General features: G+C 70.3%; 17 protein-coding genes. 3 read left to right on the forward strand and 14 right to left on the reverse strand.

Going from position 1 to position 18,427, the window contains the following annotated elements; translation table 11 throughout:
* Window positions 1-3: 3 nt before the first annotated feature.
* The 12 genes from AB0I59_RS12420 to rimP all read right to left on the reverse strand — a co-directional run bounded on the left by AB0I59_RS12420 (window position 4) and on the right by rimP (window position 13,509).
* Window positions 4-1,314, reverse strand: a complete 1,311-nt coding sequence (locus AB0I59_RS12420) for a M16 family metallopeptidase (protein ID WP_061257653.1) — start codon at window positions 1,312-1,314, stop codon at window positions 4-6.
* Window positions 1,311-3,608 (reverse strand): polyribonucleotide nucleotidyltransferase, encoded by a 2,298-nt coding sequence (locus AB0I59_RS12425; protein ID WP_061257654.1) that lies wholly within the window; start codon window positions 3,606-3,608, stop codon window positions 1,311-1,313. The genes AB0I59_RS12420 and AB0I59_RS12425 overlap by 4 nt, the downstream gene beginning before the upstream one ends.
* 388 nt (window positions 3,609-3,996) lie before the next feature.
* Complete coding sequence (rpsO, locus tag AB0I59_RS12430) at window positions 3,997-4,266, reverse strand: 30S ribosomal protein S15 (RefSeq protein ID WP_061257655.1); 270 nt, start codon at window positions 4,264-4,266, stop codon at window positions 3,997-3,999.
* A gap of 180 nt (window positions 4,267-4,446) precedes the next feature.
* Window positions 4,447-5,394: a bifunctional riboflavin kinase/FAD synthetase gene (locus tag AB0I59_RS12435; protein WP_358132491.1), complete on the reverse strand. Its 948-nt coding sequence runs from the start codon at window positions 5,392-5,394 to the stop codon at window positions 4,447-4,449.
* Window positions 5,395-5,487: 93 nt separating this feature from the next.
* A complete protein-coding gene (truB, locus tag AB0I59_RS12440; protein ID WP_061257657.1) occupies window positions 5,488-6,387 on the reverse strand; it encodes a tRNA pseudouridine(55) synthase TruB in 900 nt (299 codons plus the stop codon).
* 60 nt (window positions 6,388-6,447) lie between these two features.
* On the reverse strand, window positions 6,448-7,476 hold the full coding sequence (locus tag AB0I59_RS12445) for a DHH family phosphoesterase (RefSeq protein WP_358132363.1): 1,029 nt from the start codon (window positions 7,474-7,476) through the stop codon (window positions 6,448-6,450).
* Between the two features lie 20 nt (window positions 7,477-7,496).
* Window positions 7,497-7,982: a 30S ribosome-binding factor RbfA gene (rbfA, locus tag AB0I59_RS12450; RefSeq protein WP_061257658.1), complete on the reverse strand. Its 486-nt coding sequence runs from the start codon at window positions 7,980-7,982 to the stop codon at window positions 7,497-7,499.
* 54 nt (window positions 7,983-8,036) lie between these two features.
* Window positions 8,037-8,336, reverse strand: a complete 300-nt coding sequence (locus tag AB0I59_RS12455; protein WP_061257659.1) for a DUF503 domain-containing protein — start codon at window positions 8,334-8,336, stop codon at window positions 8,037-8,039.
* 70 nt (window positions 8,337-8,406) lie between these two features.
* Complete coding sequence (gene infB / locus AB0I59_RS12460) at window positions 8,407-11,523, reverse strand: translation initiation factor IF-2 (protein WP_358132365.1); 3,117 nt, start codon at window positions 11,521-11,523, stop codon at window positions 8,407-8,409.
* A gap of 192 nt (window positions 11,524-11,715) precedes the next feature.
* Window positions 11,716-11,955 (reverse strand): YlxR family protein, encoded by a 240-nt coding sequence (locus AB0I59_RS12465; protein WP_308066753.1) that lies wholly within the window; start codon window positions 11,953-11,955, stop codon window positions 11,716-11,718.
* 40 nt (window positions 11,956-11,995) lie between these two features.
* Window positions 11,996-12,985: a transcription termination factor NusA gene (gene nusA / locus AB0I59_RS12470; protein WP_061257662.1), complete on the reverse strand. Its 990-nt coding sequence runs from the start codon at window positions 12,983-12,985 to the stop codon at window positions 11,996-11,998.
* A gap of 23 nt (window positions 12,986-13,008) precedes the next feature.
* Window positions 13,009-13,509, reverse strand: coding sequence for a ribosome maturation factor RimP (gene rimP, locus AB0I59_RS12475; protein WP_061257663.1), 501 nt, complete (start codon window positions 13,507-13,509; stop codon window positions 13,009-13,011).
* A gap of 124 nt (window positions 13,510-13,633) precedes the next feature.
* Between rimP and AB0I59_RS12480 the strand changes: the two genes are divergently transcribed.
* Window positions 13,634-14,170: a hypothetical protein gene (locus tag AB0I59_RS12480; protein ID WP_358132368.1), complete on the forward strand. Its 537-nt coding sequence runs from the start codon at window positions 13,634-13,636 to the stop codon at window positions 14,168-14,170.
* Window positions 14,167-14,634 (forward strand): ferritin-like domain-containing protein, encoded by a 468-nt coding sequence (locus tag AB0I59_RS12485; protein WP_061257665.1) that lies wholly within the window; start codon window positions 14,167-14,169, stop codon window positions 14,632-14,634. The genes AB0I59_RS12480 and AB0I59_RS12485 overlap by 4 nt, the downstream gene beginning before the upstream one ends.
* 175 nt (window positions 14,635-14,809) lie before the next feature.
* On the opposite strand, the gene AB0I59_RS12490 is transcribed toward AB0I59_RS12485, so the two are convergent.
* Entirely contained in the window at window positions 14,810-16,552 is a 1,743-nt protein-coding gene (locus tag AB0I59_RS12490; RefSeq protein ID WP_358132370.1) for a proline--tRNA ligase, read from the reverse strand.
* Window positions 16,553-16,634: 82 nt separating this feature from the next.
* Complete coding sequence (locus tag AB0I59_RS12495) at window positions 16,635-17,300, reverse strand: hypothetical protein (RefSeq protein ID WP_358132372.1); 666 nt, start codon at window positions 17,298-17,300, stop codon at window positions 16,635-16,637.
* 115 nt (window positions 17,301-17,415) lie between these two features.
* On the opposite strand from AB0I59_RS12495, the gene AB0I59_RS12500 reads away from it, so the two are divergent.
* The gene (locus tag AB0I59_RS12500; protein WP_358132374.1) at window positions 17,416-18,396 is read left to right on the forward strand and encodes an acyl-CoA dehydrogenase family protein; all 981 of its coding nucleotides are present in this window, start codon (window positions 17,416-17,418) and stop codon (window positions 18,394-18,396) included.
* The last annotated feature ends 31 nt before the right edge of the window (window positions 18,397-18,427 follow it).

Raw genomic sequence — 18,427 nt, forward strand, 5'->3', positions numbered from 1 at the left:
CTCTCAGCTGATCGCCGCGCTGAAGTCCTTGTCGGCGTACGGACCGATGACGGCGAGCGTCAGCGGCCGGTTGAGGATGTCCTGCGCGACAGCGTTGATGTCGTCGGGCGTGACCCCCTCGATCCGGGTCAGGACCTCGTCCACGGACATGAGCTGCTCGTAGACGAGCTCGCTCTTGCCGATCCGTGACATGCGGGAACCGGTGTCCTCGAGGCCGAGGACGAGCCCACCGCGCATCTGGCCCTTGCCGCGGGCGATCTCCTCGGTTGTGATGCCCTCGGCGACGACCCGCGCCACCTCGTCCCGGCAGATCTTCAGAACATCGTCGATCTTCGAGGGGAGGCAGCCGACGTAGATGCCGAACTGGCCCGTGTCCGCGTACTGCGAGGTGTAGCTGTAGGCGCTGTAGGCCAGGCCGCGCTTCTCACGGATCTCCTGGAACAGCCGGGACGACATTCCGCCGCCCAGCGCCGCGTTCAGCACGCCCAGGGCGAACCTGCGGTCGTCGCCGCGGGAGACACCGGTCGTGCCCAGCACCAGGTTGGCCTGCTCGGTGGGCCGGTCGATGACCCGGACACCGGATCGCTGCTCGACACCGGGACCGTCGAGACGGGGAGGAGCGGGGGTCGCGGGACCCGTCAGGGCGCCCGCGCGCTGGTACGCCGTGGCGACGAGTTCCACGACACGCTCGTGGTTCACGTTGCCCGCCACCGAGACGACCGTCGTCGGGGGAAGGTAGTACCTCTGGTAGTACTCGTGGATGCGGTCGCGGGTGAGCGCGTTGATCGAGTCGTCGTTGCCCAGGATGGGCCGCCCGATCGGCGTGTCGCCGTACAGCTCGGCGGAGAACTGCTCGTGCACGACGTCGGACGGGTCGTCGTCGTGCATCGCGATCTCCTCCAGGATCACGCCGCGCTCGGACTCCACGTCCTCAGGGGTGATGAGGGAAGAGGTGACGACGTCGGCCAGGACGTCGATCGCCAGGGGAAGGTCCTCGTCGAGCACCCGCGCGTAGTAGCAGGTGTACTCCTTGGCGGTGAAAGCGTTGATCTCTCCGCCGATGCCCTCGATGGACGCCGAGATCTCCATCGCGTCCCTCGTGGGCGTGCCCTTGAAGAGCAGATGCTCGAGGAAGTGGGTGGCCCCCGTGTGCTCGGGGGCCTCGTCACGGGAGCCGATGCCGACCCACATGCCGACGGCGACACTGCGCACCGTCGGCATGGTCTCGGTCACCACTCGGAGACCACCGGGAAGGACGGTGCGGCGGATGACCCCCGCACCGTCCTTACCGGGATAGAGGATGGTGGTCGTCACGAGTTGCGGTCGTCCCGTCCGCCACGGGTACGCCGGCGCGGCCGCTCGGTGCGCTCCTCCTGCTGCTGCGGCGCCTCGGCGGGCTCCGCCGCCTCGTCGCCGCCGGCGGCCTTCTCCGCGGCCTCCTTCTCGACGACCTCGACGGGCACGAGCGACAGCTTGCCGCGGGAGTCGATCTCGGCGATCTCCACCTGGATCTTCTCGCCGACGTTCATGACGTCCTCGACGTTCTCGATCCGCTTGCCGCCGTGCAGCTTGCGGATCTGGGAGACGTGCAGCAGGCCGTCCTTGCCGGGCAGCAGCGAGATGAACGCGCCGAAGGCGGCGATCTTCACGACGGTGCCCAGGTAGCGCTCGCCGACCTCGGGCATGTGCGGGTTCGCGATGCCGTTGATCAGGGACCTGGCCGCCTCCGCGGACGGGCCGTCGGTCGCGCCGATGTAGATCGTGCCGTCGTCCTCGATGGTGATCTCGGCGCCGGTGTCGTCCTGGATCTGGTTGATCATCTTGCCCTTGGGGCCGATGACCTCGCCGATCTTGTCGACCGGGACCTTGATCGTGATGATGCGCGGCGCCGTCGGGTTCATCTCCGCCGGGGAGTCGATGGCCTCCTGCATCACGTCGAGGATCGCCAGGCGGGCGGCCTTGGCCTGCTTGAGCGCCGCGGCCAGGACCGACGCCGGGATGCCGTCGAGCTTGGTGTCGAGCTGCAGAGCGGTGATGACGTCCTTGGTGCCGGCGACCTTGAAGTCCATGTCGCCCATGGCGTCCTCGGCTCCGAGGATGTCCGTCAGCGTCACGTACTGGTCGCCCTCGCCGATGAGGCCCATGGCGATGCCCGCGACCATCTCCTTGAGCGGGACACCCGCGTCGAGGAGGGCCATGGTCGAGGCGCAGACCGAGCCCATCGAGGTCGAGCCGTTGGACCCGAGGGCCTCCGACACCTGGCGGATCGCGTACGGGAACTCCTCGCGGCTCGGCAGCACGGGGATCAGCGCCCGCTCGGCGAGCGCGCCGTGCCCGATCTCGCGCCGCTTCGGCGAGCCGACGCGGCCCGTCTCACCGGTGGAGTATGGCGGGAAGTTGTAGTTGTGCATGTACCGCTTGGTCCGCTCGGGGTTGAGCGTGTCGATCATCTGCTCCATGCGCAGCATGTTGAGCGTGGTGATGCCCAGGATCTGGGTCTCGCCGCGCTCGAACAGGGCCGAACCGTGGACGCGCGGCACGACGTGGACCTCGGCGTTGAGCTGCCGGATGTCCTTGGTGCCACGTCCGTCGATGCGGACGCCCTCGCTGATGACCCGCTCGCGCATGAGCTTCTTGGTCAGCGACCGGAACGCGGCGCCGACCTCCTTCTCACGCCCCTCGAAGTCCGCGAGCAGCTTCTCGGCCGCGAGCGCCTTGACGCGGTCGATCTCGGTCTCGCGCTCCTGCTTGCCGGCGATGGTCAGGGCGGCGGCGAGCTCGCTGCGCACCGCGCCAGTGACCGCCTCCAGGACGTCGTCCTGGTAGTCGAGGAAGATCGGGTACTCGGCGGTCTCCTTGGCGGCGACCTTCGCGAGCCTCGACTGCGCCTCGCACAGGACCTTGATGAACGGCTTGGCCGCCTCGAGGCCCTGGGCCACGGTCTCCTCGTTGGGCGCGACGGCGCCCTCGGCGACCAGCTTGAGCGTGTCACGGGTGGACTCGGCCTCGACCATCATGATCGCGACGTCACCGTCCTGCAGGACCCGGCCGGCGACCACCATGTCGAAGGTGGCGCCCTCCAGTTCGGCGTGCGTCGGGAACGCCACCCACTGGCCGTTGATCAGCGCGACGCGGACGCCGCCGATCGGGCCGGAGAACGGCAGCCCGGCGAGCTGGGTCGACAAGCTCGCCGCGTTGATGGCGACCACGTCGTACAGGTGCTCAGGGTGCAGCGACATGACGGTCGCCACGACCTGGATCTCGTTGCGCAGGCCCTTGACGAACGACGGGCGCAGCGGGCGGTCGATCAGGCGGCAGGTGAGGATCGCGTCCTCGGACGGCCGGCCCTCGCGACGGAAGAACGAGCCGGGGATCCGGCCCGCGGCGTACATCCGCTCCTCGACATCGACGGTGAGCGGGAAGAAGTCCAAGTTCTCCTTGGGATGCTTGGACGCGGTGGTGGCGGAAAGGACCATCGTCTCCTCGTCGAGGTAGACGACGGCGCTTCCGGCCGCCTGGCGCGCGAGCCTGCCGGTCTCGAACCGGATCGTACGCGTGCCGAACGAGCCGTTGTCGATAACGGCTTCCGTGCTGTGGACACCCTCCACGGGGGACCTCCTTCTCGGGTCGGTCTCCCCACGTCCGTGTGCTGCGGTCGAGGCAGCCTGACCGGCTTTCCCCTTCCTTTGCCGGCTCCCCGTCAGGTGCAGCGCCGGTCTTCGATCGAAGCGCCCGGTTCCCTCCGCGGCTTGCGCCGCATGACCGGGGGCCACTACCGAGGACCGGCCCTCTCACGCCGCGGATCGCGCGTGTTGTTTGCTTGCGGACGCGGGGCACTGTCTGTCGGGTCGAAGGAGCCTGCTCGGCTCCCTCCTCCCTTTCGGCTATTAAGTTTGCGCGGTGTCGCAGCCGCTCTCATGGCGACTCGCCGAACCGTAGGCCTATTTTGACCTGATATGTGAAAGGAGCGGCGTTGGATCGCCGCTCCTTTCCACCCTATCGACGAAGGCCGAGCCGCTCGATCAGCGAGCGGTAGCGGGTGATGTCCTTGGCCTGAAGGTACTTCAGGAGCCGGCGGCGACGGCCGACCAGCAGGAGCAGCCCGCGACGGCTGTGGTGGTCGTGCTTGTGGGTCTTCAGGTGCTCCGTCAGGTCGCTGATGCGCTTGCTGAGCAGAGCGATCTGAACCTCGGGGGACCCGGTGTCACCCTCGGTGGTGCCGTACTCGGCGACGATGGCCTTCGTGGTGGCGGTGTCGAGCGACACTGCATCTCCTTCTCTGGGAGGCACGCGTGACGATGGTTCCAGCCCGCGAACGACCGTGCGTGCCTACAGTCGCCGTGACAGTCCGGCCATGCGGCGGGTATGCCCGTATGGATGGCCGACATGCAAGGCTACCATCGCATCCCGGCAACCAGGACTGGCCGAATGCCGATCACTCCCTGGTCAGCCGCTGGTCAGGCGCCGCGCCTCGTCCACGTCGGCGTGCATCTGCTCGATGAGCGCGTCGATCGACTCGAACTTGAGGTTGTCGCGGAGCCGCGCCGTGAAGTCGACGGCCACGTGCAAGCCGTACAGGTCGAGATCATCCCGGTCCAGCGCGTACGCCTCGACGGTCCGGGTGACGTTCTCGAAGGTGGGATTGGTGCCGATCGAGATCGCTGCGGGCCAGAGTTGTCCCTCGTAACGCGACGGCGACTGGGTGCACTGCAGGTAGCCGGCGTAGACGCCGTCGGCCGGGATGGCCGTGTGCTGCGGCGACTCGACGTTGGCGGTCGGGAAGCCGAGCGCCCTCCCCCGCTGGTGGCCCCGCACGACCACACCCTCCACCCGGTGCGGACGGCCGAGCGCAGCGGCGGCGCCCTCGACGTCGCCCGAGGCGAGCCGCTCGCGGATCTGGGTGGACGAGATCGTCTCGCCGTCGCTCACCAGGGGGACACCTTCCACCACGAAGTCGTACTTCTCGCCCAGCGTGCGCAGGGTGTCGAGATCGCCGGAGGCCTTGTGGCCGAAGCGGAAGTTCTCCCCCACGACGACCCCCGCCGCGTGCAACCGGTCGACGAGCGCGGTCTGCACGAACTCGTCCGGCGACATGCGGGAGAACTCCAGCGTGAACGGCAGCACGCACACAGCGTCGACGCCCAGCGACGCCAGCAGGTCGGTGCGGCGGCGCGCGTCGGAGAGCTGTGGCGGGTGGCTGCCGGGGCGGACCACCTCGTCGGGATGGGGATCGAAGGTGACGGCGACGGAGGGAAGTCCGAGATTCGCGGCCATGTCCACCGCACGGGCCACCATCTGCTGGTGACCGCGATGCACACCGTCGAACACACCGATCGTGACGACGGACCTGCCCCAGTTCTCGGGCACGTCGTCCAGTCCGTGCCAGCCCTGCACCTCGACCTCGATTCCTTTACGCGCCATCCGGCAGTAGACAAGACTGCCATGCCCGGACACCTGCCCGGGAACCAGCCCCCGCAGATCCACTTCTCACGGCACGAAGACGGCCAGTGGCCGGGCCGTCCGCCCCCGCTCCTCGACGAGCGCGAGGAGCGTGCCGTCGGGGGCGAAGACTCCGATGGGCCCGGAGCCGAGCCCCTCGGCGGGCAGGCGGCCCCCGTGCGCGACCAGGCGGGCCTCCTCCTCGGTCACGTCCCGGCGCGGGAAGGCCGCCGCCACCGCGTCCGCCATGGGGAGGATCGCGCATTCCTCCGCCAGCTGATCGATCGTCCGCGCCGACTCGATCGTGTACGGCCCGACGCGGGTACGGCGCAGCCGGGTGAGGTGCCCCCCGACCCCGAGCCCGTTCCCGAGGTCCCGGGCGAGCGCCCGGATGTAGGTGCCGCTGGAGCAGGTGATGACGGCGTCGATGTCCACGACGTCGCCCTCGCGGCGGATCGCGGTCACCTCGAACCCGTACACGGTGACGGGACGGGCGGCCAGCTCCACCTCCTCGCCCGCGCGAGCCAGCTTGTAGGCGCGTTCGCCGTTCACCTTGATCGCGCTCACCTGGGGAGGGACCTGCGTGATCTCCCCCGTGAGCGCCGCGATGCCCTTGCGGACGTCCTCGTCGGGAATGTGCCCCGCGGGCGTCGCGGCGACGGTCTCGCCCTCGGCGTCGTCGGTGTTGGTGCTCACGCCCAGCCGGATCGTGGCGTCGTACACCTTCTCGGTCAGTGCGAGATGGCCGAGCAGGCGGGTGGCCTTCTCGACGCCGACCACCAGCACCCCGGTCGCCATGGGGTCGAGGGTGCCCGCGTGGCCCACCTTGCGGGTGCCGGCGATGCCCCGCATCTTGCCGACCACGTCGTGCGAGGTCCACTCGGCGGGCTTGTCCACGATGATGAGCCCGCTCGGGGGCGGGGTTCGCCTGGCCTTGGCCGTGCGCATGAAGGTGATCCTCCGCAAGATGGTCGAGAGGTCGAATCGGCCCGGAGCGGGGCCGGGCGCTCAGGGCGAGAGCAGGGGCCGGAGTGCCGCCATGATGTCCGCCGGGGACTTACGGGACGAGAAGCCGGCGGCACGGGGATGGCCTCCCCCGCCGAGCGCGGAACAGGCCCGCGCCACGTCCACGGCCCCCTTGGACCGCGTGGACACGTTCCAGGCGCCCACGTCGTCCTCCTTGAGCACCACGGCGACGTCCGCCTCGTCGACTCGGCGGATGACGTCGATCATGCCCTCCACCTCGTCGTACGGCAGAGCGGCCGCGGCGCGGTCCGCCCGCGAGACGTAGGTCCAGACCAGGCCGTGACCGGCCGCGGCGGCGGGTTCGAGTGTGACCCTGCCGATAGCGACGCCGAGCACGGTGAGGTAGGCGAACGGCGAGCCGTCCCACAGCTCCCGCGCGATCTCGTCGGGTCGCAGCCCGGCCCCGATCAGCCTCGCGGCCAGCTCGTGGACCTCGGGGGTGGTGGAGTACTTGAACGAGCCCGTGTCGGTCACCAGGGCGGTGTAGAGGCATGTCGCGACGTCGCGGTCCACGGCGAGCCCCAGCCGCCGGATGAGCTCGTCCGCAAGCACGGACGTGGCGGCGGCGGTGGGGTCCACCAGACACAGCGACCCGAACCCGGTGTTCGACGCGTGATGGTCCACCACGATCAGTTCGCCGGCTCGACCGGCGTGGGGGGCGAGCAGACCCAGCCGCTCCATGGTGGACGCGTCGAACGTCATCATCACGCCCGGGTCGGCGGGATATTCCGCAGGCTCCACGAGCAGGTCCTGGCCGGGCAGGAAGCGCAGCAGCCGGGGTACGGCGAAGCGGCGGTCACCGAAGGAGGCGACCACCGCCTTCCCCGCCCTCCTGAGGGCGAGGCCGAACCCGAGCATGGATCCGAGAGCGTCGCCGTCCGGCGACACGTGACAGGCCAGCGCGACCCGGTCGGCCGCGGCGATCAGCTCGACCGCGCGCGTCCAGTCCTCCTCGGAGGGGCCCTGCGGGGCGGACGGCCCCGTGCCTCGCTCGCCCACGTCCTGCGTCACGTTCCGCGTCACATCCCGGGTCAGATCGCCTGGCGGCCGGGGCGCCCGGAGTCGTCGTCGCCCTCGTCGCCGGCCACCTCGCCGTCGTAGGTCTCCTCGAAGCGGTACGGGTCGGCGTCCCCGGCGTGCACCGCGCCCTCGGCCTTCTTCGCGATCTCCGCGTCCTTGGCCCTGGCCACGGCGAACAGGTCGTCCATGTGGCGGGCGCTGTCCGGCAGCGGGTCGTGCACGAACGTCAGCGAGGGAGTGTGCCGCAGACCGGTCTGCCGGCCCACCTCGGAACGGATGATCCCCTTGGCGCTCTCCAGCGCCGCGGCCGTACCGGCTCGCTCGACCTCCGAACCGAAGACGGTGTAGTAGACCGTCGCGTCGCCGAGATCGGCGGTGATCCGGGCGTCGGTCACCGTCACGAAGCCGAGACGCGGATCCTTGATCCGTCGCTCCAGCATTTCGGCGACCACCTGCTGAATGCGGTCGGCCAGCTTCCTGGCGCGCGCTGCGTCCATGGTCGCGCTCCCCCCTTCTCGGTTCATGTACGGCCGGCGCTCGGGCGCGGCCGTCTATTCTTCGTCGTCGTTGAAAAGCCGCTGTCGCGCGGACAGCAGCTCGATCTCCGGGCGGAAGGCGACGAGCCGCTCGCAGGCGTCGAGCACCTCGCCGCAGTTGGCCGCCGACGCCGACACCACGGCCACGCCGATCTCGGCACGACGATGCAGGTCGAGATGGCCGGTCTCGGCCACGGCAACCCCGGGAAACCGCCGTTGCACCTCGGCGACGAGGGGGCGGACCAGGGAGCGCTTCTGCTTCAGCGAATGCACGTCGCCGAGCAGGATGTCCAGAGTTAGTGCACCGATATACATCGATATTTCACCGCGAACCAGACGGTCGCGCCGCCGCCCCCGCACAGGGCGAGGGCGGCGGCGGAACGCGTCACACGCGCGGCTTCTCCTGCATCTCGAACGTCTCGACGACGTCGTCGATCTTGATGTCGCTGTAACCGACACCGATACCGCACTCGAAGCCCTCGCGGACCTCGGTCGCGTCGTCCTTGAAGCGGCGCAGCGACGAGACGGTGAGGTTGTCGGCCACCACGACACCGTCGCGGATGAGCCGTGCCTTGCTGTTGCGGGTGATCGTGCCCGAGCGGACCAGAGCACCGGCGATGTTGCCGATCTTCGGAACCTTGAAGACCTCGCGGACCTCGGCGGTACCGGTCCTGACCTCCTCGAACTCCGGCTTCAGCATGCCCTTGAGGGCAGCCTCGATCTCCTCGATCGCCTGGTAGATGACCGAGTAGTACCGGATGTCGACGCCCTCGCGCTCGGCCAGATCGCGTGCCCGGACCTCCGGACGCACGTTGAAGCCGATGATGACGGCGTTGTCGTCGGCGATCGCCAGGTTGACGTCGTACTCGGTGATCGCACCGACGGCGCGGTGCAGAACCCGGAGGTTGACCTCGTCGCCCACGTCGATCTTGAGCAGCGCGTCCTCCAGGGCTTCCACCGAACCGGAGACGTCACCCTTGATGATGAGCTTGAGCTCGTCGACCTGGCCCTTCTCGAGGTCCTTGAACAGTTCCTCGAGCGTGCGCCGGCGGCCGGACTTCGCCATGTCGGCGATGCGCTGGCGGGCCGCCCGCTGCTGGGCGATCTGCCGCGCCATCCGGTCGTCGGAGACGACGATGAAGTTGTCGCCCGCGCGCGGGACGGCGGTCAGACCCAGCACCAGGACCGGACGCGACGGGTCGGCCTCTTCGACCGTCTCGCCGTTGTCGTCCAGCATCGCCCGGACGCGGCCGAACGCCTCGCCACAGACGATGGAGTCGCCCACCCGGAGCGTGCCGCGCTGCACCAGCACGGTCGCCACCGGACCACGGCCCTTGTCGAGGTGCGCCTCGATCGCCAGACCCTGGGCGTCCATGTCGGGGTTCGCCCGAAGGTCGAGCTCGGCGTCCGCGGTCAGCAGGATCGCCTCGAGCAGGTTGTCGATGCCGAGGCCCTGCTTGGCGGAGATGTCCACGAACATCGTGGATCCGCCGAACTCCTCGGCCACCAGGCCGTACTCGGTCAGCTGGGCCCGGACCTTGGTCGGGTCCGCACCCTCCTTGTCGATCTTGTTGACGGCGACCACGATCGGCACGTCCGCCGCCTGCGCGTGGTTCAGCGCCTCGATCGTCTGCGGCTTGACGCCGTCGTCTGCGGCGACGACCAGCACCGCGATGTCGGTGGCCTGGGCACCACGGGCACGCATGGCGGTGAACGCCTCGTGACCGGGGGTGTCGATGAAGGTGATCTTGCGCTCTTCACCCTCGTGCTCGGTGGCCACCTGGTAGGCGCCGATGTGCTGGGTGATGCCACCCGCCTCGCGCGCGACCACGTTGGTGTGCCGGATCGCGTCGAGCAGCTTCGTCTTACCGTGGTCGACGTGACCCATGACGGTCACGACCGGCGGCCGCGGCGCGAGGTCAGCCTCGTCGCCCTCGTCCTCACCGAACTCGATCTTGAAGGACTCGAGAAGCTCGCGGTCCTCCTCCTCGGGGCTGACGACCTGGATGATGTAGTCCAGCTCGGCGCCGAGCAGCTGCAGCGTCTCCTCGTTGACCGACTGGGTCGCGGTCACCATCTCGCCGAGGTGCAGCATGATCTGCACCAGCGACGCGGGGTTCGCACCGATCCGGTCGGCGAAGTCCGACAGGGACGCGCCGCGCGGCAGGCGGATGGTCTGCCCGCCACCGCGAGGAGCCTGGACGCCTCCGATCGTCGGAGCCGACATGTTGTCGAACTCCTGACGCCTCTGACGCTTCGACTTGCGACCACGGGTCGGACGGCCACCGGGACGACCGAACGCGCCGGCCGTGCCGCCGCCACGGCCGCGGCCACCGCCGCCACCGGGACGACCGGCGAAACCGCCGCCGCCACCCGGACCGCCACCGGCGCCACCGGGACGGCCACCGCCACCGGTGCCCGTACGGGCGCCGCCGAAGCCGCCACCCCCACCGGGACGACCGGCACCGCCGCCACCGGGACGGCCACCGCCGCCACCGGGACGACCGGCGCCACCGCCGGGACGACCGGCACCGCCGCCACCGGGACCAGCCGGGCGGCCCTGCGGCATCATCATCGGGTTCGGACGCGGACCACCGGGACGCGGACCACCGGCACCGGGACCCGGACGGGGCCCACCGGCACCGGGACCGGGACGCGGACCACCCGCTCCGGGACCCGGACGCGGGCCACCGGCACCGGGAGCACCGGTGCGGGCGCCGGGCGGACGCGGCATGGCGCCGTCACGAGCGCCGTCGCGACGCGGCTCGCGGGGACCACGGTCACCGCGGTCACCACGGTCGGGACGCTCGCCGCCGTCACGGGCGCCGGGACGCGGAGGCCGCTGTCCCATGCCGCTCGCGGTCGACGAGAACGGGTTGTTACCCGGACGCGGGCCACGCGGGCCCGGCTTCGGCGCACCGGGACGCGGCCCCTGGCCCGCCGGAGCGGCGGGACGCGCACCCTGACCCGAGGGCGCACCGGGAGCCGCGGGGCCACCCGGAGCGGCCGCGGGACGCGGCGCGGGCGCCGGACGCGGACCGGGCTTCGGCGCACCGCCACCCGGACGAGGACCGGACGCGGCCGGACGCGGGGTCTCGGGACGCGGGACTTCCGGACGCGGAGCCTGAGGACGCGCCGCCTCAGGCGCGGGCTGCGTCGGGTGAGGCATCGGAACCGGACGGGGCGCGGGCCTCGGGCCCGGCTTGGGGACCGGCCTGACGCCGGCGTCCGGAGACTGGGAAACAGGCGCCGCCGCGCCACTGGCCTGGCCTTCGGCCGGCCTGGGCGCAGGCCTCGGCTGCGCCGGACGGGGAGACGGCTTGCCGCCACCCCTGGAGGAGTCGCCCTTACCGAACGCCTCCGTAAGTTTGCGGACAACCGGCGCCTCTATTGTTGAAGACGCCGATCGCACGAACTCGCCCATCTCGGTGAGCTTGGCCATCACGACCTTGCTCTCTACTCCGAACTCCTTGGCGAGCTCGTAAACCCGGACCTTCGCCACTGCACTCCCTAACTCGGCCCGGGAGGCTGGCAGTGCCGCCGGACCGTCGCTACCTAGACGTACTCATCGCCGCGTGCTCATCAGGCGCTCATAGCAATCTGACTCCGCCCATCAACTCGGCGTCCCTTACATGACAGTTTCTTCCGACCTCATGCCGACTCTGAGATCAGCAATTGGTAACCATTCACCCGGTCAACGCCGGGCGTCAAGCCCCGCGAGGAAGTCACGCAGACGCACCACATCGAGCGTCCTCCCGGTGCGGAAAGCACGGGAGAACGCCCGGCGACGCATCGCGAGCTCCAGACAGCCCAGCGCGGGATGCAGTGAAGCACCCCGCCCAGGAAGCCGTCCTCGCAGGTCGGGGACGATGACGTCCTCGACCACGACCAGGCGGAGCAGCTCGGACTTGACCGTGCGAACCCGGCAGCCCACACATGTTCTCAGCGGGGCCGCCCGGCCACCATATTCCAGCTTACCTTGCCGACGCATCTGCGGGATCGGCCGGAGCCTCCTGGGTGTCCGGCCGGATGTCGATGCGCCATCCCGTGAGCCGGTTGGCGAGGCGGGCGTTCTGGCCCTCCTTGCCGATCGCCAGCGAGAGCTGGTAGTCCGGCACGATCACCCTGGCGACGCGGGCCTCCGGATCGACGACCTCGACTCGGGAAACGCGGGCGGGCGACAGGGCATTCCCCACGAACTCCGCCGGGTCCTCCGACCAGTCGATGATGTCGATCTTCTCGCCGTGCAGCTCGGTCATCACGTTACGCACCCGCGAGCCCATCGGGCCGATGCAGGCGCCCTTGGCGTTGACCCCGCCCTTGCGGGAGCGCACGGCGATCTTCGTGCGGTGGCCTGCCTCCCTCGCGATGGCGGCGATCTCCACGGTGCCGTCGGCGATCTCGGGCACCTCCAGCGCGAAGAGCTTCTTCACCAGGTTGGGGTGGGTCCGGGACAGGGTCACGGACGGGCCCTTCGGCCCCTTCTTCACCTGCACCACATAGCAGCGGATCCGCTCGCCGTGGCTGTATTCCTCGCCGGGGACCTGCTCGTTGTGCGGGAGGATCGCCTCGATCTTCCCCAGGTCGACCAGGACGACCCGCGGGTCCTTGCCCTGCTGGATGATGCCGGCGACGAGCTCGCCCTCACGGCTCGCGAACTCGCCGAAGTTGATCTCGTCCTCGGCGTCGCGCAGCTGCTGCAGGATCACCTGCTTGGCGGTGGTCGCGGCGATGCGGCTGAAGTTGCCGGGGGTGTCGTCGTACTCCCTGATCACCTCACCGCCCTCGCCGAGCTCGGCCGCCCAGATGCTGACGTGGCCGGAGGTCCGGTCCAACTCGGCCCTGGCCTTCTGCGCCGCGCCCTCTGTGCGGAAATAGGCGATCAGAAGCGCGTCCTCGATCGCCTTCACGACAAGGTCGAAGGAGATGTCCTTCTCCCGCTCCAGGCTGCGCAGGACGCTCATGTCAATGTCCACAAGGCTCCCCCTTAGCCCTCGTCCTCGATGTCGCCATCGAGGTCATCGCCGTGGCCGTCGTCCGCCCGGCTGAACTCCACCTGGACCCGGCCACGGGCCAGGTCCGCAAGATCGATGCGGTGCGCGCCGTCCAGTTCCACGCCGGACTCGTCGACACCGGTCACCCGTCCCTCGACGGAAGTGCCGTCCCGCAGGTCGGCCTTGACCAGCCGGCCACGGGCGCGCCGCCAGTGGCGCGGCTCCGTGAGAGGCCGGTCGACTCCCGGCGAGGTGACCTCCAGAACGTACGGACTTCCGCCCAGCACGTCGGTCTGGTCAAGCTCCTTGGAGACGGACTGGCTGACCTCGGCCACGTCATCGAGGCTCACGCCGCCGTCGCGATCCACCACCACACGGACCAGCCGTCGCTTGCCCGCCGGAGTGATCGTCACGTCCTCCAGATCGAGCCCCTCGGCGGCGATCACCGGGCCGAGCAGCTCCAAAAGGCGGCCGCGTCGAGCATCGTCGCCCATGCCGACCTCCCGATTCAATTGGCGTACCTCGCCGAATGTGCCAACAGCCTATCGACACCACGGGGCGGAAAGAGCGCCACGCCTGGCGGCGAGTACCGCACCTTCCCCCTTACGATGCTGTGTCGTGGACGGAGGATCGACGCTGACGAGACGCTCCCTGCTGGGCGCCGCCGCGGCCAGCATGCTCGTCTCGGGCTGCTCGCCTACCCCCGCCGCGAAACCCCGCCCGTCGGGGCCTCCCGATCCCGAGACGGTGCTGCTCAGGTCGCTGATCGCGGACAAGGAGAAGACGGTCGCCCTCTACCGGCGGGCCGCGCTCTCCCTGACCGACCTGGCCGCCGCGCTTCAGCCGTTCGAGCAGCGCCACCTGGCCCACCTGGCGGCCATGCGCCGCATGCTTCCCGAGGGAGCGGAATCGTCCGCGCCCGCACCGTCCACGCCTTCGACGGCCGGGCCCTCCGCGTCCACGACCGCCACGGCCGCGCCGTCCGCGTCGCCCTCGTCCGACGTCTCGCTGGCCGATCTGCGCGGCGCGGAACGCCGGGCCGCGGCAGCCAGGCCCGGACAGATGGCGGGGGCGTCCCCTGTCCTGTCCCAGCTCCTTGCCAGCGTCGGCGCGTGCGAGGCCGTGCACGTCATCGCCCTCGGGAGGCTGCGATGAACGACCCGCTCGGAAAGGTGCTCTCCGCCGAGCACGCCGCCGTGTACGCCTACGGAGTGGTCGGGGCGAGGACCAAGGGCGCGCTGCGTACCAGGGCCACTGCCGGATTCGACGCCCACAGAGCACGGAGGGATCGGCTGCGCGCGCTGATCGTGCAGCGGGGCGGCACACCGCCCGAGCCGGCCCCGACCTATCCCCTTCCTTTCGAGGTGAAGGACCAGTCGGACGCCGTGCGGCTCGCCACGCTCGTCGAGGAGCGGGTCGTCACCGCCTATCTGGAGCTGGCCGCCGACGAGGACGCGTCACTGCGGCGGCTCGCCGCCCAGGCGATGCAGGAGGGCGCGACCCGCGCGTACGGCTGGCACCCCGCGGTCGGCGCGTTTCCGGGGATGCCGGCGGAGAGGACCTCGGGCTCTCCCCTGGTGAAGATCGAACCCACACCGGTCCCTGCGGTCTCCCCGTAGGGCATGCCGGTCCCTGCGGATTCCCAGTAGGGCATACCGGTCACTCCGGGTCTCCCAGTTGGCGGGTCCGCGGGGCAGGGGGGTTGTCCCGTCGGGCCCGGCGAGCCGGGCCCGATGAAGGCGTCAGGCCCAGCGGGCCCGACGAAGGTGTCGGGCCCGGCGGGCCTGTGCCGTGTCAGGCCCGGCAGGCCGCGAGGACGCGGTCCATGGCCTCGGCGAGCGGGATCTCCTCCTTGGTCCCGGTCGCGCGGTCGCGCAGCTCGACCACGCCCTGCGCGAGGCCCCGGCCGATGATCAGCACGGTGGGCAGGCCGAGCAGCTCGGAGTCCTTGAACTTCACGCCCGGCGAGACGCCGGGGCGGTCGTCCACCAGGACGCGCAGGCCGCGTGACTCGAGCTCCTCGGCGAGCTGGGTCGCCACCTCGATCTGGTTCTCCTTGCCGGTGCCCACGATGTGCACGTCGGCGGGCGCGATCTCGCGCGGCCACACGAGGCCGAGCGCGTCGTGCCGCTGCTCGGCCACCACGGCCACCGCGCGCGAGACGCCCACGCCGTAGGACCCCATGGTGACGCGGATCGGCTTGCCGTCGGGGCCGAGGGCGTCGAGCCCGGCGGCGTCGGCGTACTTGCGGCCGAGCTGGAAGATGTGGCCGATCTCGATGCCGCGGTCGATGGACAGCGGGTGGGCGCAGCGCGGGCAGAGGTCGCCGGCCCGGATCTCCGCGGCCTCGATGGTTCCGTCGGGCTGGAAGTCGCGGCCGGCGACGACGTGGGCGGCGTGCTTGCCGGGCTCGTTCGCGCCGGTGACCCACGCGGAGCCGGTGACCACTCGGGGGTCGACGAGGTAGGTGATGCCCAGGGACGCGAGGACCTGCGGGCCGATGTAGCCGCGGACGAGTCCGGGGTGGCGGGCGAAGTCCTCGCCTTCGAAGATCTCCGGGATGCCGGGGGCGACCGCGGCCTCGAGCCGCTTGAAGTCGACCTCGCGGTCTCCGGGTACGCCGACGACGAGGGTCTCGACCTTGTCCGATCCGGGCGTGCGCACCTTCACGACGATGTTCTTGAGGGTGTCGGCCGCGGTGATCCCGAGACCGAAGTGCTCGTTGACGTGGTCGACCAGCGACTCGATGGTCGGCGTGTTCGGCGTGTCCAGGATTTCGAGGGCGGGATGCTCCACCGTCACCGCGGGCGGCGCGGACGTGGTGACCGCCTCGGCGTTCGCCGCGTATCCGCAGTTGTGGCAGGCGACGAAGGTGTCCTCTCCGGTGGGGCAGGGCGCGAGGAACTCCTCCGACGCCGAGCCGCCCATCGCTCCGGACATGGCGAAGCAGATCCGGTAGTCGATGCCGAGCCGGTCGAAGATGCGGATGTAGGCGTCGCGGTGCTGCTCGTAGGAGTGCTTGAGACCGTCGTCGTCGAGGTCGAAGGAGTAGGAGTCCTTCATGACGAACTCGCGGCCGCGCAGGATGCCCGCCCTCGGACGGGCCTCGTCGCGGTACTTCGTCTGGATCTGGTAGAGGGTGACCGGATAGTCCTTATAGGAGGAGTACTCCCCCTTGACCATGTCGGTGAACATCTCCTCGTGGGTGGGCCCGAGGAGGTAGTCGGAGCCCTTGCGGTCCTTCAGCCGGAAGAGCGTGTCGCCGTACTCGGTCCAGCGGCCGGTCGGCTCGTAGAAGTCGCGGGGCAGCAGCGCGGGGAAGAGCACCTCCTGGGCGCCCATCCGGTCCATCTCCTCACGCACCACGCGTGCGACGTTCTCCAGGACGATCTTGCCGAGCGGCAGCCAGGAGTAGATGCCCGGGGCGACCCGGCGGATGTAGCCGGCGCGGACGAGCAGCTTGTGGCTCGGCACTTCCGCGTCCGCCGGATCCTCACGCAGGGTGCGCAGGAACAGGGTCGACATACGCAGCAGCACGGCTACTCCTCGGTCGCGATGGGTGATCTCATGAGAGACGATGTGCTAAGGCTATCGACTCCTGGCCGCGGACCGCCCGTTCTTATATGGCGACGGCCAGTGTGTAGACCACGGCGAGCGCGAGCGCGATCCCGGAGGCGTGCAGCCGGCACGACAGGCTGGGCCTCAGACACAGGGCGCAGATCAGGCCGAGGGCGACCGCCGCGGTGGTGGCCCACTCCCAGGTCGGGGGCACCGTGCCGTTGATCCGGTCCAGGTAGCTGTCCACGACGTCGATGATGAAGAAGACGGCGAGCCCGCCCGCGGCGGCGTCACCCCACACGCCGCGCAGTCGGGTGAGCGAGGCCAGCACGCCGCTCAGCACCATGAGGAACAGCAGGCGGTTGAGCGAGTCGGCGGCCACCCCGTCCAGCGGGGACTGTCCCCCGAAGATCGCCGCGCCCAGGATCCGGGAGATCATCAGGCCGAACGCGGTGAGCGCGCAGTTGACCAGCGCCCAGCCGAACCCGAGCGACAGGCGCCCGGCCAGGATCACCACGGCCAGGTAGAGATAGGGGTCAGCGGCCGCGAACACCTGCGCGGGAGCACGCCCGCCACCCAGCGCGGCGAGCGCTCCGACGACCACGCCCAAGGCGAGTCCGAGCAGCATGTCACGCTGGATACGGCGTTCCCACCGTTCCAGGTCGGCGAAGTCGCCGGGCAGTCCGCCCGACATTCGACGCCGGAACTTGTCCAAGGCCACAGCCACTCGATCCCCCGAAATCATACGAAAGTGGCAATAGCGAGTATATATCCACCCCAAAACAGGACAAAATACTCCCCAGGTCAGGGATAACAAGCAACCGCTTGTTATGCTGCCGGGCGTGACCTCAACTGATGAACTGCGCGAGCTGCGCGCCGCCGTACGATCCTTCCTCGACGCCCACCCCGGCGCGGCGGACCAGGCCGCATGGCACCGGTTCGCCGGAGAGCTCGGGGTCGCCGGGCTCGCCGTCCCCGAGGAGTACGGCGGCGCCGGCTGCGGTCTCGCCGAAGTGGCGGTCGTCTGCGAGGAGATCGGCCGGGCCCTGTCCCCGCTTCCCTACCTTCCCACCGCCGTGCTCGCCGTATCCGCGATCAACGAGTCGGGAGACGACGAGGCCAAGGAGCGGCTGCTCCCCGGCATCGCCGACGGGACCGTGACGGCCACCGTCATCTTCCCCGGCGACGCCGAGCTCACCCTGGAAGGGGGACGCCTGAGCGGCGTCGCGCCGTACACGCTGGAGGGGGACGTGGTCCTCGCCTACGTCGGCGACGCCCTGGTCGAGGCGGTCCCCTCCGCTCGCAGGCCGCAGGTCACGATGGACGAGACTCGCCCGCTGGTCGAGCTGACCTTCGACGGCGTTCCGGCCCGCCGGATCGGGGACGCCGGGCCGTGCGACCGGGTCCGCGACCTCGGCGTCGCCGCCCTGGCCGCCGAGCAGGTCGGCGGGGCGGCGCGCTGCCTGGAGTCGGCCGTGGACTACGCCAAGCAGCGGCACCAGTTCGGGCGTCCGATCGGCTCGTTCCAGGCGATCAAGCACAAGCTGGCTGACATGCTGCTCCAGGTGGAGTCGGCCAGGTCGGCCGCCTACCAGGCCTGTGCGGCTCCCGCCGACGAGTCGCCGGTCTACGCGGCGATCGCGGGGTCGTACTGCACGGAGGCGTACCTGGCGGCGGCCGGGGAGAGCATCCAGATCCACGGCGGCATCGGCGTCACCTGGGAGCACGACGCCCACCGCTACTTCAAGCGCGCGACCTCCGACGCCCAGCTCTTCGGGCCGCCGCAGGCGCACCGGGCACGGCTGGCCCAGACCGTGCTCTGACCGACGGGCGCCGACGGGCGGCCATGCGGCA

It is taken from the genome of Microtetraspora glauca (assembly GCF_040656155.1).
GTDB lineage: Bacteria > Actinomycetota > Actinomycetes > Streptosporangiales > Streptosporangiaceae > Microtetraspora > Microtetraspora glauca.